The organism is Erythrobacter sp. SN6-5, assembly GCF_057364945.1.
In genome coordinates, this window is record NZ_CP200282.1 from 843,961 (window position 1) to 863,681 (window position 19,721).

Annotated in this window: 18 protein-coding genes; 9 read left to right on the forward strand and 9 right to left on the reverse strand. The window is 56.3% G+C overall.

What is annotated here, in order from left to right:
• The first annotated feature begins 50 nt into the window (after positions 1-50).
• Positions 51-323, forward strand: coding sequence for a metal-sensitive transcriptional regulator (locus AC0V6Z_RS04095; protein WP_472640117.1), 273 nt, complete (start codon positions 51-53; stop codon positions 321-323).
• Positions 324-335: 12 nt separating this feature from the next.
• On the opposite strand, the gene AC0V6Z_RS04100 is transcribed toward AC0V6Z_RS04095, so the two are convergent.
• Positions 336-776 (reverse strand): MerR family transcriptional regulator, encoded by a 441-nt coding sequence (locus AC0V6Z_RS04100; RefSeq protein WP_472640118.1) that lies wholly within the window; start codon positions 774-776, stop codon positions 336-338.
• Positions 777-859: 83 nt separating this feature from the next.
• On the opposite strand from AC0V6Z_RS04100, the gene AC0V6Z_RS04105 reads away from it, so the two are divergent.
• The 8 genes from AC0V6Z_RS04105 to AC0V6Z_RS04140 all read left to right on the forward strand — a co-directional run bounded on the left by AC0V6Z_RS04105 (position 860) and on the right by AC0V6Z_RS04140 (position 8,777).
• On the forward strand, positions 860-1,513 hold the full coding sequence (locus AC0V6Z_RS04105; protein WP_472640119.1) for a cation efflux transmembrane domain-containing protein: 654 nt from the start codon (positions 860-862) through the stop codon (positions 1,511-1,513).
• Entirely contained in the window at positions 1,503-1,877 is a 375-nt protein-coding gene (locus AC0V6Z_RS04110; RefSeq protein WP_472640120.1) for a DUF3703 domain-containing protein, read from the forward strand. Before AC0V6Z_RS04105 ends, AC0V6Z_RS04110 begins: the two co-directional genes overlap by 11 nt.
• A gap of 24 nt (positions 1,878-1,901) precedes the next feature.
• Positions 1,902-3,923 (forward strand): TonB-dependent receptor plug domain-containing protein, encoded by a 2,022-nt coding sequence (locus AC0V6Z_RS04115; protein WP_486176436.1) that lies wholly within the window; start codon positions 1,902-1,904, stop codon positions 3,921-3,923.
• A complete protein-coding gene (locus tag AC0V6Z_RS04120) occupies positions 3,923-4,501 on the forward strand; it encodes a methyltransferase family protein (protein ID WP_472640122.1) in 579 nt (192 codons plus the stop codon). Before AC0V6Z_RS04115 ends, AC0V6Z_RS04120 begins: the two co-directional genes overlap by 1 nt.
• The gene (locus tag AC0V6Z_RS04125; RefSeq protein WP_472640123.1) at positions 4,498-4,908 is read left to right on the forward strand and encodes a hypothetical protein; all 411 of its coding nucleotides are present in this window, start codon (positions 4,498-4,500) and stop codon (positions 4,906-4,908) included. The genes AC0V6Z_RS04120 and AC0V6Z_RS04125 overlap by 4 nt, the downstream gene beginning before the upstream one ends.
• Positions 4,909-5,588: 680 nt before the next feature.
• Positions 5,589-6,197 carry an HNH endonuclease gene (locus AC0V6Z_RS04130; protein ID WP_472640124.1) on the forward strand — a complete coding sequence of 203 codons (609 nt, stop codon included), beginning with the start codon at positions 5,589-5,591 and terminating at the stop codon, positions 6,195-6,197.
• Between the two features lie 299 nt (positions 6,198-6,496).
• The gene (locus AC0V6Z_RS04135) at positions 6,497-7,744 is read left to right on the forward strand and encodes a phage integrase (RefSeq protein WP_472640125.1); all 1,248 of its coding nucleotides are present in this window, start codon (positions 6,497-6,499) and stop codon (positions 7,742-7,744) included.
• A gap of 262 nt (positions 7,745-8,006) precedes the next feature.
• A complete protein-coding gene (locus tag AC0V6Z_RS04140) occupies positions 8,007-8,777 on the forward strand; it encodes an Abi family protein (RefSeq protein WP_472640840.1) in 771 nt (256 codons plus the stop codon).
• Between the two features lie 197 nt (positions 8,778-8,974).
• On the opposite strand, the gene AC0V6Z_RS04145 is transcribed toward AC0V6Z_RS04140, so the two are convergent.
• The 8 genes from AC0V6Z_RS04145 to AC0V6Z_RS04180 all read right to left on the reverse strand — a co-directional run bounded on the left by AC0V6Z_RS04145 (position 8,975) and on the right by AC0V6Z_RS04180 (position 19,554).
• Positions 8,975-12,442, reverse strand: coding sequence for a class I SAM-dependent DNA methyltransferase (locus AC0V6Z_RS04145; RefSeq protein ID WP_472640127.1), 3,468 nt, complete (start codon positions 12,440-12,442; stop codon positions 8,975-8,977).
• 49 nt (positions 12,443-12,491) lie between these two features.
• A complete protein-coding gene (locus tag AC0V6Z_RS04150; protein ID WP_472640128.1) occupies positions 12,492-13,385 on the reverse strand; it encodes an ArdC family protein in 894 nt (297 codons plus the stop codon).
• Positions 13,386-13,606: 221 nt separating this feature from the next.
• Positions 13,607-15,553 carry an ATP-dependent DNA helicase gene (locus AC0V6Z_RS04155; RefSeq protein WP_472640129.1) on the reverse strand — a complete coding sequence of 649 codons (1,947 nt, stop codon included), beginning with the start codon at positions 15,551-15,553 and terminating at the stop codon, positions 13,607-13,609.
• Positions 15,540-16,379, reverse strand: a complete 840-nt coding sequence (gene mobF / locus AC0V6Z_RS04160; protein ID WP_472640130.1) for a MobF family relaxase — start codon at positions 16,377-16,379, stop codon at positions 15,540-15,542. Before mobF ends, AC0V6Z_RS04155 begins: the two co-directional genes overlap by 14 nt.
• Positions 16,379-18,232 (reverse strand): type IV secretion system DNA-binding domain-containing protein, encoded by a 1,854-nt coding sequence (locus tag AC0V6Z_RS04165; RefSeq protein WP_472640131.1) that lies wholly within the window; start codon positions 18,230-18,232, stop codon positions 16,379-16,381. The genes mobF and AC0V6Z_RS04165 overlap by 1 nt, the downstream gene beginning before the upstream one ends.
• Complete coding sequence (locus AC0V6Z_RS04170) at positions 18,229-18,600, reverse strand: hypothetical protein (RefSeq protein WP_472640132.1); 372 nt, start codon at positions 18,598-18,600, stop codon at positions 18,229-18,231. The genes AC0V6Z_RS04165 and AC0V6Z_RS04170 overlap by 4 nt, the downstream gene beginning before the upstream one ends.
• A gap of 207 nt (positions 18,601-18,807) precedes the next feature.
• Complete coding sequence (locus AC0V6Z_RS04175; protein WP_472640133.1) at positions 18,808-19,320, reverse strand: hypothetical protein; 513 nt, start codon at positions 19,318-19,320, stop codon at positions 18,808-18,810.
• Positions 19,321-19,362: 42 nt separating this feature from the next.
• Positions 19,363-19,554, reverse strand: a complete 192-nt coding sequence (locus AC0V6Z_RS04180; RefSeq protein WP_472640134.1) for a helix-turn-helix transcriptional regulator — start codon at positions 19,552-19,554, stop codon at positions 19,363-19,365.
• Positions 19,555-19,721: the final 167 nt, after the last annotated feature.

Genomic DNA, 19,721 nt, shown 5'->3' on the forward strand with positions numbered 1-19,721 from the left:
TTGCCAAGACCTATATATACCCCCTAGGGTATTTCAATCGGGAACGGCAATTGACCAAGAAAACAATAGCTACGCTGAACCGCCTCAAACGGATTGAAGGCCAAGTGCGCGGCATTGCGCAAATGGTCGAGGACGACCGCTATTGCATGGACATCCTGCACCAGATTGCAGCGATCAAATCGGCATTAGCTAAGGTGGAGACGCAGGTGTTGAAGGACCATGCGGCGTGTTGCGTTGCTGAGGCTATTGCCAGCGGTGACGAAGGCGAGCAGCGCGAAAAGTTCGAGGAACTCGTGGACCTGTTGGAGCGGACGCGGAAATAGCGGTTAAGGAGACTAAAGCCCCTCGATCTTTTCATGTCGGCCTGTCTCACACTGGCCATGATCGTTAAGCGCTTCCATCACTCGGCATTCACCGACCTTTCCCCCTTCACAGCTTTGGGTGATCCGCTCTAGTTCTCGCTCCAGGGCTTGAAGCTGTGCGATGCGTTCGCGGACAACAGCGAGTTGTTTCTGGGCAGTTTTGTTAACAGGCCCACAGTCATCGTCCGGCACAGCTTGAAGTTGGATCATGCTCCTTATGGCGTCTGGCGAGAAACCAAGGTGGCGGGAATGCCTGATGAAGGTGACCCGCTTAAGATCCTCTTCTCGATACATTCGCCGACCGCCCGCGCTCCTCTCAGGCTTGGAGATCAGCCCAACCTGTTCGTAGTAACGAATGGTCGTGATCTTGACCCCTGAGCGCTCCGAAAGCTCACCAATTGACATTGATTTCATAGGTTTGTCACTTTTCGCTTGTTTCTACAGCCACTGTAGCTTGTATCGAGCTGTCTGTCATTACGACTCAGGATAAAAGAGCGATGTCAGGCTGCTGCGAAGAGAAAGTGTTTGATGGGCTATCGCCCTCCTACAAGCGCGCATTGATTGCTGTCATAGCGATCAACGCGGCCATGTTCGTTGTCGAGATGTGGGCAGGAGTGACCTCAGGCTCGCAAGCCTTGAAAGCCGACGCTTTGGACTTTGCCGGAGATGCGGCGACCTATGCCCTTAGCTTGGCCGTGATCGGGGCAGCTGTTCGAACGAGAGCAATAGCCTCTCTCGTAAAGAGCGGATCGCTCGCGCTGATCGCCATTGCGGTTCTCGGCATGACAGCATTACGCTTTGCAGAAGGCTCGCCTCCCGAAGCTCAGACTATGAGCTTGGTCGCACTTCTCGCGCTCGCCGCAAATGTCGCGAGCGTCATCATTCTGCTCAAATGGCGTGATGGCGACAGCAATGTCCGCTCGGTTTGGTTGTGTTCTCGCAATGACGCGATCGGGAATGTTGCTGTGATCGTTGCAGGGCTTCTGGTCGCTGTAACTGCTAGCGCTCTGCCAGACCTGCTCGTGGCTATTCTTCTTGCAGGGCTTTTCCTCCGTTCGTCCGTATCAATCGCTCGCCAAGCGCTTTCAGAAATGGGTTCAGCTGATGTCAAACCCGGCTGCACGGTAGGAGGGAGCAAGAATGTCCAATAGCAATCAGATGCGGATCGTTTCATTCCTTGAAGCTGAGTATCGCTATGCGCGCAGCGCCGCCGAGGCGGGCAAAACGGAAAAAGCATGGCGACACTTGGAGCGCGCACATATTGTCGCCCAAGGAATGCTCTTGCCTCATATCTATTCGCATTGGCGTATGCTTGTGCTTGCAGCCAACACGGCAGATTTTCGCGAGATGTTCGGGCAGTTTATGCGCCTCGCCCTTGCGCCACTAGGCAATCTCACCGGTCGGCTCCCCATTGGCAACACAGGCCGCTCAGATGTGAGCGCGTTCGTCCAAATGGATATTCCTGCCGATCTTCAGGCCATTCTCGAAGACCCAACCAAACAACCGTCAAATTGATAACAACCCTCCGAAAGACCTCTTGTGACCTCTCCTCTTCGCACCCCAATATTCTTGAGCGCCGTCGCCTTTCTATCTCTCCCGTCATCTGGCTTTGCGCAGGACCAGTCAGCCCCTGCTTCTCCTGCTGATGAAGCCGAAAGTGACCAAGCTGATGCCGCGCAGGAAAGCGACGATTACGACCAGGCCGAAGATGAAGACGTCATTATCGTACAAGGCATTCGTCGCCCCCGCCGAGTGCAGGATCAGCCTGTTCGTGTCGAAGTGCTTCCACGGGAAGAGATCGAAGAAAAGGCGATTATGCGCCCGGGCAACATTGCCACCCTTGTGAATGAAACGGGCGGCGTCCGGGTTCATATCACTTCCCCGGCACTCGGTGATGCGAACATACAGATTCAGGGTCTGGAAGGACGCTACACTCAGCTTCTCGCTGACAACTTGCCTTTATTTGGCGGGCAGGCCTCGTCGCTCGGCTTGTTGCAAATCCCACCAACTGACCTTGGGCAAGTAGAGGTAATCAAAGGCTCGGTATCCGCACTTTATGGCGCGTCGGCGCTTGGTGGGGTCATCAACCTTATATCCAAACGACCGGGCGATGCCTTCGAGGCTGAGGCGCTGTTCAACATCACCTCGCGAAATGGGCAGGACTTCACGAGTTATGTGGCAGCGCCTGTCAGCTCCAATCTCGGATTGTCGTTGACGACAGGTGCGCACAGGCAATCAGCTCAGGACATCGATGGTGACGGTTGGGCAGACATGCCCGGCTATGATCGTTTCGTGGCGCGTCCAAGGTTGCAATTCAACGGAGACGACGGAAGCTCGGTTTACCTAACGCTTGGAGCAATGACAGAGGATCGCGCTGGCGGTACTCTGCCGGGCCGCACCGTGCCTGACGGAACAAGTTTCGTGCAGGCACAAGATACTGATCGCTTTGACGCAGGCGTGGTCATCAGCAAGCCATTGTCCGACAGCACAACCGTTGGCGTGCGCGGTTCGGCCATGCAGCAGGATCACATTCACCAATTCGGCGATGTGGTGGAAGACGATCGTCATATCAGCGTTTTCGGCGAGACCTCCGTCACAATCATCGATGGTGCCACGTCACTGGTTGGCGGTGTCGCCTTTCAGTCGGATCGTTACCGTTCCGAGACCTTTCCTGCCTTCGACTACACTTATGATGTGCCGGGTCTCTTTGGTCAGGTCGAATATGAAGCATCGCTTGACCTCACACTGGCTGCCAGCGCTCGTGTCGATTTTCACAACGAGTTCGGCACTCAGTTCAGCCCTCGGTTTTCCGCGCTCTACAGGCCGGGAAATTGGACGATCCGTGGCTCCGTTAGCAGAGGCTTCTTCGCGCCCACGCCATTTGTAGACGAGATACAGGCTGCGGGCTTGTCACGGCTAGAACCACTTCGCGATCTCGAAGCAGAGACGGCCCAAACTGCCTCGCTCGACTTCAGCTATTCCGATGGCCCATGGGAAGCGAATGCAACGCTCTTCGGTGCCAACATAGACAATGCAACCCGACTTGTAGAGGTTGCGCCTGAAAGGGTTCAGATCGTCAACATCGACGGAATCACGCGAGTGCGCGGCACTGAGCTTCTCTTGCGATACAAGAACGACGGTTTCACAGTCACCGGAAGCTATGTTTTTGTAGATACAAGCGAACCTGATCCAAGCGGAACCGGTCGCAGCCAGCTTCCCTTGACGCCAAAGCATACGGCGGGGCTTGTCGCCATATGGGAAGAGCATGGCAGTCATAGACTAGGCTTCGAGGCGTACTACACTGGCAGGCAAGAGCTGGAGGACAACCCCTTTCGCGAGCGCTCACGCTCCTTCTTCTTTCTCGGGCTGCTTGGTGAAGTAACACGGGGCAACGTGAGCTTCTTCCTCAATGCCGAAAATCTGCTCAACATTCGCCAGACCCGCTACGATCCGCTTTTGCTGCCACAGCGAGCCGCGAGTGGGGAATGGACGGTCGATGCCTGGGCACCGCTTGAGGGTTTCACGCTGAATGGGGGTTTCCGCCTCAAGTTCGGTAGTTGATGATTAGTATTACCGAGGTGTGGTTCGAATGGGCGCTCTTTGGCGTCTCGGCTAGCGCAATTATCCTTATCTTCGCGCTCGCGGCAGTGGCTGCATTGCGAAACGACTTCCAGTTCTTCCCGCCGCCAGGCAAGCAAAGCTGGCAACATCGCACGTTCCTTGTTCTCTTTCGGCTCTTCCTTTACCCGCTGATTGCATTGACTGCGGTTGTATTCGAGCCAGTGCCTCAATCCACCTTTGCTCTGCACTACGGTTTAGGCGGGCTGTTGTTTGTTTGCGGGTTCGGAATGGCCGTCTGGATCACTCTACAAATGGGCTGGCGCAACGCCTTTGGAGAGAAGCGCGGCCTTGTCACTGATGGTTGGTTTAGGTTCAGCCGTAATCCTGTTTACGTTGCAACTGGGATTGGGCTTACGGGCTGGGGTTTGATCGCCAACCAATTACCAGTGGCGATCCTGCTGGTTGCTTGGGCTGTCCTCTACGTGTTTGCGCCATTCTTCGAGGAACCCTGGATGGAAGCTCAATATGGCGAGGCCTATCGGGAATATAAATCAAGAACTCGGCGGTTCGTTCGATGAAATGGCAGAACCTCTTCGTAGCCGCGTATCCTCTTTTAGCAGGAGCAATGCTCCTCGGGTTGGGATTGCTCACGCTGATCCGACCTGAAGTTCTCGAATACTATTCGATTGGTGTTGGCACTGCCTCGGCGCGGACGGCCGTTCGAGCGATGATCGGGGGTGGCGAGATAGGAATTGGATTAGTCGTGCTAGCGGGCGGTAGATTGGGGTTGTTGGCCAATCAAAGGTGCGCAATCGCGGCAATCATCTTCATCTGTGTTTGCCTAGCGAGGCTGTTGGGCGCGGGAATTGAAGGCGATTTGCATCTAACTAGCCAGCCACTCAGGGAGGCTTTTGTGGAGCTAATTCTCGGCTGTCTTGGCGCAATCGCGGCAATCATGAATCGTAAGGTTGAATTGAACGGCTGAAACTGGGTCGTTAGCAGAAGGTCTGCTTTGCCACTGGTGAGCTGAAGAGTGTGCGAACCACTTTCGGCCGAAGTGACTGATTCTAGTTGCTCTAAATAACGGATGTGGGTCAGAACTGCCAGCTTGCTGAGGATTCCATTGCACGTTGCGCTCGTTCTCGCTAGCTTACAAGCGTATTAGAGGTTGCTATAGTAATCACAAAGGGACGCACCGCTGCTACGGTTGCGTCCCTTTTTGCTTATGTGGAAGGCTTAGCCGATCTCCCAAGCGCGCTTGAGGGTAGTAGGTGAGTCAGCAATGAGCACCGCCAAGTTCCGGCCTCGACCCTCGACATCCGTTTCAGCAGGTTAGGCAACTGGTGGAAGGAGATACTGAAAGCCCATCGCAGAGCGATGGGTCCGGACGCCAGACCGTTGTCTCGCGCTAGGGCAGGTCCAGCGCTGCGCTAGATTGAAAAGCTCCACGCTGAACCTGCCTCCTCATGGAGTCTTGAAGGCTAAAGCGAGTCGGTTCAACTTACGGCGCCGAGTCATTCATGATGCCACCGCCATAACATTCAATCGAGGCTAGATTTTGCATGTTTGCGAGCCTCACTCCCTCCACTGGGCCTTTGCGTAGACGAACATTTTGGAAAGGCTTGGTCCCAAGAAGATCGCCGCTGGCCCTTCCCGGTGTCTCAAATGAAGGCCGCTGCACAATCGCATAAATGGCAATCGTCGGATTTCGAAAAGATACGAGAGCAAGCACAACTGCTGCCCGGGACCGCATCAATCTCTTGGCGCAATGCACTCGATGAAGATGAAGATGCGGTGCGAGAGTGGGCGGAGAGCTGGCAAAGCGAACAGCAAGAAGACTCATTTGATGATCAATTTCTGTCAGATGCGGAAGCGCTGGCAGAGTTAGAGAGGAAGCTGATTGATAAGAAGCCAGCCGTAAGAAATCGAGTGAGCAAGTCGATCGAGAGGGGCTCAATTGGCGACAAGCTAAAGCGTCACAATGGCTTTAAGTGCCAAATCTGCGAAGCCTTAGGGCTAAATCCGATCGGATTTAAGAAACTCAATGGCGATCCATATGTCGAAGCCCATCATGCTACTCCCGTGGCTGACCTGGAGGTTGGATCACTTTCTGCCTCCAACATCATGATCATTTGCCCAAATCACCACCGACAAATGCACTATGGAGAAGTCGTTTTAAAACGAACCACTCACACTTTTGAGCTGAGAATTGACCAAAGAGAAATCTCCATTCCCCGTTTCAACATGGAGGAAATCGCGAGCAAGCGTGAGTAGGCTGCGATTGCTATATGCTTATTTTTCTTCTGTAGCCCGATGGCAGGGCGGGTAACCCATTGAAATAATGGCGCACCCGAGAGGATTCGAACCTCTGGCCTCTGCCTTCGGAGGCACAAATATGGTGCATTATGCTGCAACGCAGCAAAACAAAAATGAACTCTAAACAACTATTTTTTATAGGTTAAATTGACTTCTTAGAGTTGCAAATCGTTCGCATTTGTTGCACTGCGTTCACACCTCCTGCACTTACATTTCACTTACGGATTCGCTACTTTGTGATCGAAGGAAAGATCGCAATGCATGCAGCGCTTAACAATTCCGTGGCATTGAGGGCAGCGGCCAAGGCGAAGCCGTACGAATTGCGCGACCCTAAATTCGGCGGGCTTCTGCTTCGAGTCCAACCATCGGGCGTAAAGACCTGGTATCTCGAATTTGAACGCGGCAAGCGTATTCGGCTCGGCCGCCTCACAAGTATGGGATATGGTGAAGCGGTTGAGGCTTCAAAGAGCGCACTTGGCCCCTATTGGGCCGGTGTCGATCCGCGCATCGAGCGCCAGAAGCGCAAGCAAGTCTCAACTTTCGGCGAGTTCATCGATGAGCACTACGCCGATTGGGCTCGGGTCCACCAGAAGACAGCCGAGGCCAATCTCAAGCGCCTAAAGGTTGCTTTCAAGAAGTTTCTCAAGATGCCTATGGCGACCATCTCGCCACTCGATATGGAACGCTGGCGCGCCCAGCGCATGAAAGACGGCGTCAAGCCCAACACCATCAATCGCGACATCACAGCGATCAAGGCGGCGCTCAATCGCGCAGTCGAATGGGAACTGATTGCAGTGAACCCGATCGCCAAGGTCAAGAAAGCGCGCGAGAACAAGGAAGTCCGTGTTCGATACCTGGACGAAGCCGAAGAATATCGCCTGCGCGCCCAACTGAAGAATCGCGAAGACAGAATGAGGAATGAGCGCGACACAGCCAATCAATGGCGTCGCGAGCGCGGCAGAGAGCTTTTGCCCAGCCTACGCGCCTTTCCTTTCAGCGATCACCTAATGCCGATGGTCCTTCTATCGCTCAATACGGGTTTGCGGCGCGGTGAACTGTTCGACCTCAAATGGTCGCATGTAAATTTCGATCGGCGTATCGTTACCGTGTCGGCTGAGACTGCAAAGTCGCGCAAGACACGGCATATTCCACTTAACGCAGAGGCCTATGAGACTCTTAAATCCTGGCGCTCGCAATGCGACCTCGGCAACAGCCGTGTGTTTGAAAGCGAAGACGGCGCGCGCTTCGACAACGTCAACTCCTCGTGGAAGAAGTTGCTCACTGACGCGAAGATCTTGGATTTTCGCTGGCACGACATGCGCCATCACTTCGCCTCGCGTCTTGCTATGGGCGGGGTTGACCTCAACACTATTCGCGAACTGCTCGGTCACAGCGATTACGCGATGACGCTGCGCTATGCTCACTTGGCTCCAGAGCACCGACGCGAAGCTGTCGAGGTCCTCGACAAGCCCAGACCGCACCTCAAGATCGTGGCCGCGAACTGATGCTGACGGTCTTGGAGCGATATTCGCTGCGCAGTGAATATTGCGATTTGAATGAATTTGGAGCATCGGGATCGGCATGTGATCCAGCGCACCCGAATGCAGAAAGCCATGCTCGGCTGCATTGGACCAAAGGTCAACTTCTGATTGACTTTTTCACCTCTCGCGCATATCAATCAGCCAACAGAACCCGCCACGCCTCTCAACGATGCGCACCAGGCGGGTCATTTTTTGCCCAAAATCCGTATGGCAGGAGGCCGGATTGATGCCGCCTAAGCCGCTCTACAACAAGCCCTCACTTTCGTTGGCCGATCAAATCGCGAAGCTTGAAGCAAATGGCATGGTGATCGACGATCACGCCATTGCAGAACACTGTTTGCAGCACATCAGCTACTACAGGCTAAGCGCCTACTGGCTTCCGTTCGAGCATCCAAAGGGCCAAGCTGGTCCGAGATTCCGGACAGGCACCAACTTCCAGACCGTACTCGAGCTCTACGAATTCGATCGCAAATTGCGCCTGCTCGTTCTCGACACAGTCGAGCGGGTTGAAGTAGCGGCTCGTGGTGCTTGGGCATACGAGATGGCGATGCTGGGAGATGGCTTCTCCTACCTCGAACAAGCAATCTATGCCGATCATAACAAGTTTAATCGCAACTGCGCTCGACTTGATAAGGAAGTTGCCCGATCAAAAGACACGTTTGTCCGTCACTACAAACGCGAATATTCTGGTCCGGCGAGGCCACCAGTTTGGATGTCATCAGAACTGCTATCGTTCGGACTGTTGTCGCAATGGTATGCGGCGCTCAAGGAACCGAGCCTCCGGCAAAAAGTCGCGGATCCCTTTGATCTCGACGAAGTAATCTTCGTGACGTTCCTCCACCAGTTGGCGATTGTCCGGAACATCTGCGCCCATCACGGGCGGTTGTGGAACCGAACTCTCGACGTTTCACTCAAACTGCCGAAGAAATCACCACCGGAATTGGCAACGGCTTTGAACCGTGCCGCGCCGAAAAAATCTACAACACGTTGGCGATGATCCAGCATTGTCTGGACCGCGCAGAACTGGGCAACACATGGCGCGAACGGTTGCAAAGGCTGGTTGGTGAAATGCCCTTTGGCGACCCACAAATGATGGGCTTCCCAAACGACTGGGCTGACTACAAGTTATGGGGCGACACCAAATAACGTAAAAGACGCTCATGGACGGGCTTGCCGCTCAGCCGCCGCCTTTCGTTACGCCGCGTATCGCCCATCCTTAAGCCGTCTTGCCTGGCCGATAGCAGTAAGCGAGTCGAGGATTGGGCGCACGCTGGCGGCGCGTTTGCCTTTGAATGTGCGGGCGACATCTTGCGGGGCAAGCGGTACTGTTGATGAAGAAAGGACAGCGGCGACGGCGCTGACTTGTTCGGGCAGCTTTTTGGGCCACGGCACGACATTATCGGGCACGGGAGCGGAGGTTTCGCCAAGGTCAAGCGTTTGCGAGACAGGTGCCTGATAATCGGGGGCCTGATAGTCCGGGCGCAGCCAACGGATCAGTCCCTTGGTTTCCTCAGCTGCACGCTCTTTGTTGAGCGAAACCAGACGGGTGAGGATCTCTTCATCGGAAAGGTCGGCGGGCCAACCATACGCTTCGGCGGTTTGGCGGTCGATTGTATCGTGATGCTGGCGGATCAAAGTTACAAGGCCGCGATCATGGATGTCGCGTTCATCATCGGTCAGCGCGCGGCCCTTGCTGTCATTAGCGCGCAAGGCTTCGAGCACATTGTATATCTTGGTGAGGGTCAGGTCTTCATGTTCAGCCAGCACCCGCTTGCGCAGCGCATCGAGCGCTTCGGCTTCTGTGCGGATTTTGTTTTTCAAGGGTTCGGGTACATCTGCGGGGAAGGGAAATTTACCAAAACAATCCGAATGATTGTAGTTTGAGTCGTTTCCAACACCGAGCCAACCCCCAGTACGCAATGCCCACACAAGGTGTATTCGACTGCTAAGCGTGCCAAGAATGTAAGCATCCCTCGTACCGATACCTATGATCTTCGCATCCAAGATCGTATCGCTAGAGACAAATGTAAAGATACGATGTTTTGCGGTTCTACACGTCGCAATTGCTCGATCGATCCCAGTCAGAGCACGACGCAAAGTAGGCGCATTTTCTCCAAAGAGCCACCAATTGTCCCTTCGTGTAGCGCGCCGGTTTTGATCACGCTCCGGTTTGACCAAGTTCACGAGGTGCTGATACAACTGGGGAGCCGTTTCAGACGCCTTAGCGGCGGATAATCCGTAAAAATCGACGACCCACTTCTTTTCATGTCTCTGCACGAGGTCGCGCCCAATCAAATAGGGTTTGAGATGCGTAGGAAGCTGATCTTGATTGATTCCGTACGCATCTAATTGCGCTTCGGACAACCTAAAGCCAAGTCCTAGCGGGTTCATTCCTTGCACAGCTAACCGCTCGTTGGCGCGCAATTCATCGGCATCTTCGAGGCTTGCACCAACACTCAGGTCAGAGTTTATTCGTAGGCCATTTGCCGATTCCATATTGACCCAACGCTCACCATACCCGTTGGGAATCAGGCCTTCATCAATGACTTCTTGAAAGATCGGTTGGCCTGAGCTTCCCGCTGTCGTCATTGCTATGCGCACATCCGCGCCATCCGCTCCGTCCACCCAAGGATGATCCGGAATCGCGAAGAGAAGTTTGCACTTAGCCTTTTCGATGACCGAGCGATTGAATGTCTGCGTAATCGAGTTGGTCGTTATAAAGCCGAAGCGTACCGTTTCACTTCTGACAGTCGCTGCGGCTGAAATCGCCCACCAATACATGACGAAATCAACTGACTTACTGATCTTTGGATAAGCCGCTCGGACAGCTTCCGTATATCCATCGCCCAGCCTTTCTCTCATACGCTTATTACCAATGAACGGCGGATTCCCGACAATGAAGTTCGCCTTTGGCCAGGTTGTCGCGCGGGGCTTGATGTAACGATAGAGTTCCTTGCGGCCCGTTTCGTCAGGGACCAACTTCCCCGTGACAAGATGCTCTTTAAAGCTCACCCCATCCCAAATGGTGAGCGCATTTCCCTCCTCATCCCTCTCGAGCACACGGTCATCATAATCAATCAGCGCATCGCGATTCTCGATCGTGCGAATGTCCTTCAAGATCGGCTCTGGCGGCGCGCGGTCTTTGCCGTTTACCCGGAAGTGCCATTGGAGATAGCCGATCCACAGCACCAGCTGCGCGATGGCGGCGGCGCGCGGGTTGATCTCGATCCCGAGGAAGTTCTCCGGCGTGATCGTGTGGCCAGTGATCTCTGCCACATATTGGTCGTCACCCAGCTCGACGAGCAGATCGAGCACTTCGCCCTCCAGTTCCTTCATCCGCGCCATGGCGACATAAAGGAAGTTGCCGGTTCCGCATGCCGGGTCCAGCACGCGGGTCTGGGCGAGCTTGGCGTGGAACCCCTCCACCAGATCTTTTGCCTCCGCCGCTTTCTCTGAACCGATAAGCTCGGAAGCAGCAGCGCGAACCCCGTTCCAGTCAGCGCGCAGCGGCTCCATAATAGTGGGGCCAATCAGCCGCTCAACATAGGCGCGCGGCGTGTAATGCGCGCCAAGTTTAGCCCGCTCTTTGGAGTTGAGTGCGCGTTCGAGCAGAGTGCCGAAAATCGCTGGTTCAACCTCAGTCCAGTCTTTGTTTGCAGCTTCGATGAGAACCTGAAGCTCTTCGGCATCCAGGGGCAATGCTTCGGTATTCTTGAAGAGGTATCCGTTGAACTTGCGCACCTGCAATGCGAGCGCAGGTGAAAACTCGCCAGAATCCATGGCCTTCCAAAGGGCGGTTAACGACATCGGCAGATTGCCGAGATTGCCTTGATGCGCTGCAAGGAGGTTTTTGAAGCTGTCTTTCGGCAGAAGGACTTCGGTGTCTTCTGCGAACATGGTGAACAGCACGCGCATCAGAAATCCGCTAACTGTTTCAGCATCGTGAGTGCGCTCTAAACGCTTAGAGAGGTTTGCCAAGAGATCGGCAATCTCTCGCGTGACCACTGCGGAACGCGACGCTGGGTCGAGGCTTTGCGGATCGGTCCAAATTCTGGCGAGGCGCTCGCGCACTTCCTCCTTGCGCAAATCCTCCAACATGATGCGATAACCGGCGCGGTCGGGGAATTGGGAATAGGCTTTGCCAGTGCCGGTGAAATCGGCGTAGACCTCTATGCAATAACCGATGTCCGTGACGAGCAGGAAAGGCGGCCAGCCATGCTCCGTAGGCAGCGCTTTGGCGTAGCGTTCGGCCTGCCCCTTGGCCTCTTGCATCGCCTTTGCCCAAGACGGCGTACCCCGACGCGCTGTGCCTCGCGCAACGCGGGCCTTGGCCGTTTGACCGAAAAGATCGAGATCTTCATCACCGCCTTCAACGGCGACGCGGTCCGCTTCGCTGCCTTGTTTGGCCTCAAGAACGAAACAATCGCGCTTGTAGCAATCTATCCGGCCAAAGCTTTGGGTTCCATCGCCATTGTCTTGGAACACTCGCCGCTCGAACACATAATCATTGGTCGTGTCGTCAGCCTTTGCCCCGCGAGGCGTATCGACGCCGAGAAGTTGAGTCAGGCCATTGATAAACAGTTGGGTGTTGGCGAGTTCGCTGCCGCCCGTTTCGCGCCAATCGGCGATGAATTGTTCGATTTGTTCTTCGGAGGCAGTCATCAAGTCCTTGTAGTCAAAAGACAGACTACGCGGCAATTGCAATATGGGCTCAACTCCCGCTTTGCTTTGCCGATTGTAAGTAGTCGGCTGCCTTTGTAGCTGCACTCGCGGCGGTAAAGATCGCGCGGTTGTCGGCCTTGAGCACCTTGAGCCAATTGGCGAGATAGCTGGCGTGGTCCGGACGTGGACTCGTGGAAAGGCCAAGATCGCCGCATAGAAAAGCCGAACCAAGCTCGGCGACCAGTTCCTCCATGGCATAGGCCTCGTCACCAAACCGCTTGCCAAACTTGCGTGCGAGCCGGTGGTCTGCGCCAGACCAATGGACAAGTTCGTGGAGCAAGGTCGCGTACCAATTCTCGCCCGCGCTTCCGCTGGCGGTGGCAAAGAACCGCTCACGGTCGGGCATCGTGATAATATCGGTCGAAGGGGTATAGTGAGCGCTTTCGCCTTGGATGCGCACACTTGCACCCGTTCTTTCGACAAAGGCCTGCGCTTGCGGGATGGGGTCAAACTCTTCCCCTTCCGGCGTATCGGGGATCTCATATCCTTCGACCTGGCTGACATTGAATACATGGGAGGCCCGCGCGAAGATGCGACCACGGCTCTCGTCTTCCTTGGTCTTTTCATCCTCGCGCTTGTCCAGAACCTTGTAGAACACAATCGGTGAGGCCTTCTCGCCTTTCCGGACTTGTGCTCCGAGTGACTGCCACTGGCGATAGGTCGCCCAGAGCCCATGGCCGAAGTCTTGCGCCTCAGCGCTGGCCCAAAGGGCAAGGACGTTGACGCCGCGATAAGCGTTTTTGCTCACAGCGTTCACCGGTCGTGAGAGCGGCGCAGTGCTGCGATGCCAAGGGAGCGAGAATTTCTCAGTGCCATGTTCTAGAGCTTCGATGATCTGGTTGGTGATGGTGTCGTAAATGCTGGTAGTATTGGTGCGAGCCATGTTGAAAATCCTTCGTCCAATCGTTGGGAACGCGGACAAAGGGACGGGCCGAATTGGCCAGGTGGGTCAGCAGTTAAGCGGAACAGGCAACACGGGAGGGCTTCAGCCCTAATGGAGCGGGCAGGCTGTTGATCCCATCAGGCTCGGCCTGTCGAAAGGGAGCAGTTCATTCCATCGAGAGGACCAAGGACGCCATGGCCTGCCGCCGCCGGGGCTTTTAATCACCCCAAACCAGCTCCCATGGCCTTGGATTTGCTGGCCTCAGGAGTGCTCGGTGCCATGGCCATCTGCTTCTCACCTGCACGTTCGTAGATCGCGCGGATGAGCTTCGCCTTATCGTCTGTGACAATCACTGCCTGTGTTTTGGCGCGCGAGAGCGCGACATAGAGCATTTTCTGATCGACCAAATTGGTGGAACGGCTGTCGGCATGGATCAGGACGCGGCTTGCAGTCTGGCCTTGGGCAGCGTGGGCCGTCTGGACATAGGCATGGCGCAGATGGGAGTCGCGAGGATCGGAGAGATCGAGTTTTTGCTCACGCCCGTTGGCGAGCTTCATCGTTGCGAGGCCGCGAACGGAATCGATGCGGGTGATAGTGCCGCCAAGTCCATTGACCCGTCCAGCCTTGCGATCGTTACGCGTGAACTGCACCTGATCTCCAGTGCGCAATTCCATTGGCTTGCGCTCGAAGACCTCGGCCTTGCCAGCGCCCCATTGTCGGGGACGCCAATCAATCGCGCGTCCATCGCCGCCTTCCAAGGAAACGCTCGCCTGCTCTCGATCGACAGAGGCAATCGTGAAGCTCTCACCTCGGCGCACACCTTTGGCGGTATAGTCGCGGCTGAACCGGACGACATCGCCAACATCATAGCTTGCAGCCTCTCGGGCCTCGGCACGGGTAAAGCCTTTTGCCTGAAGTGCTTCAAAGCGGACGGCATCTGGCGATAGTTCACTGCGCTCGGCAAGCTGAGCGCGGACCAAATCGGTGAGGCTATCGCGTCCTGCTCGTGATGGCTCGATCATTAGCGTTCGCGCACGTTCTTCTGGCGATAAGGCGAGATACTGCTCGGCCATTATGCCAAGGCGTTCATCTGCTGATGCGGCTTCAATGACTTTCCCACCGCCATTTTCCAGAGCCGCGAGAGCCTTACCGGCATGGCCTTCAATTGAAGCCATAACGGCTTCTCGGGTTTGCGTGTTAGTCTGCCTAACGACCTCTGCGAGTTTCGCGGTCGCCATGCCAGCTTGCTGCAACTGGGCAAAGGCTGCACCTGCGCCAACGGAACCCAACTGCTTCACGTCGCCGACCAGAACGAGCCGGGCTTCCGCTTTATCGGCACGGGTCAAGAGCTTCGCCATGTCGTGTGCCGATAGCATCGAGGCTTCATCGACTATCCATACAGCGTTCTTACCTGTTTCCTTAGCTTCGGGGGCGAGCAAATGCCTTGCCACCGTGTCGCCGCGTAGGCCAAGTGCTTCACCCAGCACGGTGGCTGCCGATGCTGTGGGCGCAAGTGCCGTTACCTCCAGTTTGTGCTTCTTGGCCTCACGGGCATATGTCGCGAGCACGGTCGTGGTTTTGGCAGTCCCGGCGTAGCCTTGAACAGCGGTGATGCGATCCCGCGAGGTTAGCAGATCTGCGGTTGCCCGCTTCTGGTCATCGGTCCAGGCATAGCCAGAACGCGCCGATTGGCGTGCAGCGCGCTCGATTGTTCGTGCCGCCGCCACCGGACTGCTCAGCGATTGCGCCATGCCGCGCCCTGCTTCGGCGAGCCGCAACATCGTATGCTCTGTCTCGATGGCCTGAGGCGTCGTGAACCCGCCAAACTCCGCCCCGCGCCGGTCCAGGAAGGCGCGTTGGACGAGCCCGCCTCGTTCAGCAGCCTCGACAATCGCGGCGCTGATTACACCGTGCCCGACCTTGCCAAAGGTGAAGTCCCCAGCCTCGCGTGCAAGCGTGCTGGCTGAAAACACAGCTTCTCGCTCGGACAGCTTGGCAGCGGCCCAGACCACTGCCTGCCGCGCCAGCAATTCCGGGCTGGCGGTAGCTTCGCTGGTTTGAGCCCGCTCTCTCGCTTCACCGATCAGCTTTGCCCGTGCCGCCCTGTCGAAACCATTGGTATCAGCGGTTGCCCGCCAGTCAGCGCGCAAGGTGCTATGATCTCGCATGGGTCTTGGCCTCGCGCGTATCAAGCGCAGCGATCTGCTTTTCGGCAGCGCTTGCCTCTGCGCGGCTCGAGCCGCGCTCGGCAAGCCGGGCGTCGATCGCTGCGGTGCGCTGGCTCAGCGCGTCGATAGACTTTTCTGGGATACCTGCGATCTCGAAAAGCGAGTCCCCTTCGACACGGCTCAGGACATGCTTTCCTGCCTCGATCTTGTATCCCAGCGCAGCAACGCCATGCGCCAGTTCCTGCCGGTAGATCGCGCCGATCTCCTTTTGCAGCTGGTAGAAGGCACGCGGCTCAAGACTGCGCCAGTTGCCATCCTTGTCCTGCGTCGCGTTGATGATCACGCCGTGGGTATGGAGCTGGGGGTCTTGTGACCGGCTCGTCGCATGACGGAAAGTGGCGATCGCAAGATTGCCAGTCGCCTCGCGCTCGACCACGCCGCTCTGCCTGACCCGCGTTGCCGCCATGTGTTTCTCAACATGGGCGAGCGCCGTCTTTACCGCTTTCCCATGCGCTTTGATCAGCCGCTTGTCTCCGGCAACCTCGGCCATGATCGAAACCGACTTTGGAGCCGAAAAGGTAATGTCCCAGCCTGGACGGTGCTCGACTTTGCCTTCACGCACAGTGCCCAGCTGCTTGCCCGCGATCTGACCTTGGAGCAGTTCGCCAAATCTCTGGCGATCAACCTCTCCCGGCAAGCCAAGCTTCTCCGCCGCCTCACCAAACCACTCTGAGGGAGCCATACCGCCTTCGGCATAGTAGTCGTCGGTCTCATAGTAGCTTGCAGCCTGAGCCGCGCTTGACAGGGCAGAGACAGTGGCGACCATTATACCGGCCCTTGCTGATTAGCGCGCCCATTCTCGCTTTCAGCTTCGTCCTCGCCGACCTGCGAGCCTTTCGCGATCTCACTCACCTTGCTCCAAAGCGTGTCCGCAGGATCACCGGGGATGTAGCCAGGCTGGCGCGCTTCGCCGCGCTGCGTGATGTGGTCAGCAGTGAGACTGACCTTGGTCACCGGAAGCCCGTCTGGCAGCAGCAAATAGCCTTTGTAAGGACTAAGCCGCAGATCACTTTCGAGCACTGCTGCACGAAACTGGCGCTGCGTTGCCATGGTTGTTCGCGGACCCTGATTATTGATGGCAAGCGTATCGGTTGCAACGCGCATTTCGATCTCGCACTGGCCGATGGTTTCGCTCGCCCATTTGCGAGTTTCCTGATCCACCGTTTGCAAGAAGAGCTTGGTGTTGCAGCAAGCAAGCATGGCTTCGGCAATGTTCTCGCCGTAGCGATTGCGCATTTGTCCGAGCGCCTGAAAGGTGAGCACGATCGCTGCGCCAAATTTGCGACCTTCAGGTAAGAGCCGGGCCAGGTTCTCGACGCGGGGAAGATCGGCCAGCTCATCGAGTACAAACCAAATGCGCCTGTCTGAAGATGGTGAAAGCCCCAGCACCGCGCTTGCGGCGCATTCGAGCCAGCAGGCCATAAGGGGTTTGGAAGCCTCGAAGTAGTCTTCCTTGCGCGGTACAAATATCCAGGGCTTTGCGCCCTTGCATTTGTCCAGATTTACAATGAATTCGCGGAAAGAAAAGGGATCGCCCTCGTCCTGCTTGACCTTCAAGAACTGGATAAGGTTGGCAGCCTTAGCAAGCATAAAGAGCACGCTGCCGGTGGCCCGATCTGCGTCATCAGCAAAGGTACGAGCTGACGATGTGTGCCCCAGCCATTCCTTCAACTGCTCTTTGCTTTTGACCTGTAGGGCTTCGAGCAATGCTTCAAGGCTGCAGTTCTTTTCCGCCCATAAAGAGCGCATCATATTGGCGACGAGAATACGGCTCGTCTCAAGCCAGACATCATCATCCTCACTGCCCGTTTCTGCCACCAATTGGCGCGCGATACGGTCTGCATCAGCGGGGTGCGAAATCTCGTCAAAAGGAGACCAATAGGTGCAGCGCGCATCGAAGGGATTGAGGATAATGTCGCCGCGTGCCGGGTTGTAATAATGCGCGATGAACTCTCCGCTCGTGTCATAGACAAGGGCCGCCTCACCGCGAGCTTCGATCCCATCGAGCATTTGCCGAAGGACAGTCGTCTTCCCGCTTCCGGTCGTCCCCAGAAAGGCAAAGTGACGGGTCTCCATGCGCTGCGGGACCGGGACCGGACCGATACGAAGAGCATCTCTGCCACTAAGCAGAGTGGTCTGCGCAGCAACATCGGTTTCATCAGCCAAATGGGTTCCTCCTATGACCCTGTCGGCGAGCGTATCTTTGCCTTGCTCCGCCATGGTGCGCTTGATGAAGTGGGACGCCAGAACCCCGATGCCGAGCCCCGCAAGCGCGCCGCCTATGACCAGTTTCATAGCCTTCTCAAAGGTCGCGGCAACCAGCGGCTCACTGGCAAACGCTGATGCCGAAACAGTCCAGCTTTGACCGTCCATCGAGACCTTCATCATCATATCCTTGCCAGAAAGATCACCCAAAAAGGTGAGCAGGCTCGCCCCTATGTACTGGGCCGCAACGGTGACCTCTTCGGGCATCAGACGTAGCTGAGGCACGATGATCGCTCCGGCCAAAGACGAGACAAGAATGAGCTTGGCAAAGAAGCCAAAGCGCTGCTGCCAGTGCGCCATGCGCACCCGCCAAAGGGCATGGGCGCGGGTGACAAAATCGATCCCATAGCTCATGACTTCGGCTCCAGCGCCAGGGAGCGTTGGCGCTCAAAAGCGGCCCGCGCTTCGGCGGCAATGGCCTCATCAGACTGCTTCTTACCAAGCGCTGCATTGCGCGCATAAGCATAGGCTGCGCAGGAAGTGAACAGAGCCCGGTCAAGCACCCGCTCGGTCTCTGCGAGGCGTTCCGATATGGAACCGATCTCGCCTGCCAGCTCGGCCAGATCAGTCTCCTTGTCCATGCCATGCAGCAGCGAAAGCAAACCCGCTTCCACCACTCTTGCGAGCATGGCGTATTGGGACAGGCCGCGCCGCTTCGCAAAGTCAGCAAGCAGCCTGTGCTGCGACGGATTGAGGCGCACCGTCTGCGCCCGCGCGCTCATCGGTCCGCTCCGGTTGAGATGCTATCCGCCATCGCGAAGAATGGCGCAATTGCACGGGTCTGCAAAAGGCAAACGTCGCGAGATGCTATCAGCATCTCACCAAACCCGCAGAAATCCTCAATGCACCCGTGCGTGGGGTGTGTATCCATTTTCCGGGCTCGATGCGTAGCATCGCGGCCCTCTCTCATTTCCATCTTTGTGAAGTTTTTATCCATCGCAGACATCCTCCTTCTGTGCTGTTGGAGGCGTCGCAGACAGGATCAGATTGCGGGCGACATCATCGTCGAAGTAGCGCTCTCGAGACTGGCGGGAAGGCAACTGCCGATGCGCCATATCGGGGCGCGTGAACCAGCGAAGTAGTGCCTGGTCGATCGATGATCGGATTTCTTCTGCGAGAGTGTTGGTCTCTTCTGGCGTGAGGTCCAGCCACCCGAACTCCGTGCGCAGCTGGCTGCCGAGCGGATACCCGGTTCCAGCTCTGCTTTGGTAGATTGGGCCTTCGACTGTGAGGCCGCACTCGTGGCCCTCAAACCGATCTAGAACGGGACGCTCATACCAGAGCCACGGCCTTAGTGTATGTCGCCGGGAGCGCCCATCAGCATTGTCTGCAACAAGCAGTTCGACGAGTCTGGCAGTGCGCCCTTTGTCATCAATGGGAACGCGGGCGATGATCCAGCCCTGCTTTAACAAGGCTGTTTTAATCCATGATCGGATAGACATTTGGGAGTATCTTTCTGCGGACCATTGCCCGCATTAGCGGGGTCAATAGCGGCGCATAGGGAGGGCCTCGATCCAGTCGTCGATATCTGTCGACCGCCAGCGGATACGTCCACCGCCAATGTCTATCGGATGAGGAAAGGCACCCTTGCGAATGCGCCTCCAGATCGTCGTTCGGCTGCGAATGCCGGTGAGGCGCATGACCTCATGGCAGGTGAGTAGTTCGATATTCGACATGACAGATTCCTTTGCTTCAAGGTTCTGTCACCGTTGCCGCACTCCCCTCGCGACGTTGGGTTGGTTCTCAAATTGCCGTTGCGGACCGTGCGATCAGATATTCAACTCAGCGCCACCGTAGGCTTGGGTGACGCGAGCAAGGCTATGCGAATCGCAAGGGTGTAGGA

Bases quoted from the DNA above. Each gene is read 5' to 3' on its own strand.
- AC0V6Z_RS04100 (WP_472640118.1), bottom strand. From the start codon at position 776: ATGAAATCAATGTCAATTGGTGAGCTTTCGGAGCGCTCAGGGGTCAAG.
- AC0V6Z_RS04105 (WP_472640119.1), top strand. From the start codon at position 860: ATGTCAGGCTGCTGCGAAGAGAAAGTGTTTGATGGGCTATCGCCCTCC.
- AC0V6Z_RS04110 (WP_472640120.1), top strand. From the start codon at position 1,503: ATGTCCAATAGCAATCAGATGCGGATCGTTTCATTCCTTGAAGCTGAG.
- AC0V6Z_RS04120 (WP_472640122.1), top strand. From the start codon at position 3,923: ATGATTAGTATTACCGAGGTGTGGTTCGAATGGGCGCTCTTTGGCGTC.
- AC0V6Z_RS04125 (WP_472640123.1), top strand. From the start codon at position 4,498: ATGAAATGGCAGAACCTCTTCGTAGCCGCGTATCCTCTTTTAGCAGGA.
- AC0V6Z_RS04130 (WP_472640124.1), top strand. From the start codon at position 5,589: ATGAAGGCCGCTGCACAATCGCATAAATGGCAATCGTCGGATTTCGAA.
- AC0V6Z_RS04135 (WP_472640125.1), top strand. From the start codon at position 6,497: ATGCATGCAGCGCTTAACAATTCCGTGGCATTGAGGGCAGCGGCCAAG.
- AC0V6Z_RS04140 (WP_472640840.1), top strand. From the start codon at position 8,007: ATGCCGCCTAAGCCGCTCTACAACAAGCCCTCACTTTCGTTGGCCGAT.
- AC0V6Z_RS04145 (WP_472640127.1), bottom strand. From the start codon at position 12,442: ATGACTGCCTCCGAAGAACAAATCGAACAATTCATCGCCGATTGGCGC.
- AC0V6Z_RS04150 (WP_472640128.1), bottom strand. From the start codon at position 13,385: ATGGCTCGCACCAATACTACCAGCATTTACGACACCATCACCAACCAG.
- AC0V6Z_RS04155 (WP_472640129.1), bottom strand. From the start codon at position 15,553: ATGCGAGATCATAGCACCTTGCGCGCTGACTGGCGGGCAACCGCTGAT.
- mobF (WP_472640130.1), bottom strand. From the start codon at position 16,379: ATGGTCGCCACTGTCTCTGCCCTGTCAAGCGCGGCTCAGGCTGCAAGC.
- AC0V6Z_RS04165 (WP_472640131.1), bottom strand. From the start codon at position 18,232: ATGAGCTATGGGATCGATTTTGTCACCCGCGCCCATGCCCTTTGGCGG.
- AC0V6Z_RS04170 (WP_472640132.1), bottom strand. From the start codon at position 18,600: ATGAGCGCGCGGGCGCAGACGGTGCGCCTCAATCCGTCGCAGCACAGG.
- AC0V6Z_RS04175 (WP_472640133.1), bottom strand. From the start codon at position 19,320: ATGTCTATCCGATCATGGATTAAAACAGCCTTGTTAAAGCAGGGCTGG.
- AC0V6Z_RS04180 (WP_472640134.1), bottom strand. From the start codon at position 19,554: ATGTCGAATATCGAACTACTCACCTGCCATGAGGTCATGCGCCTCACC.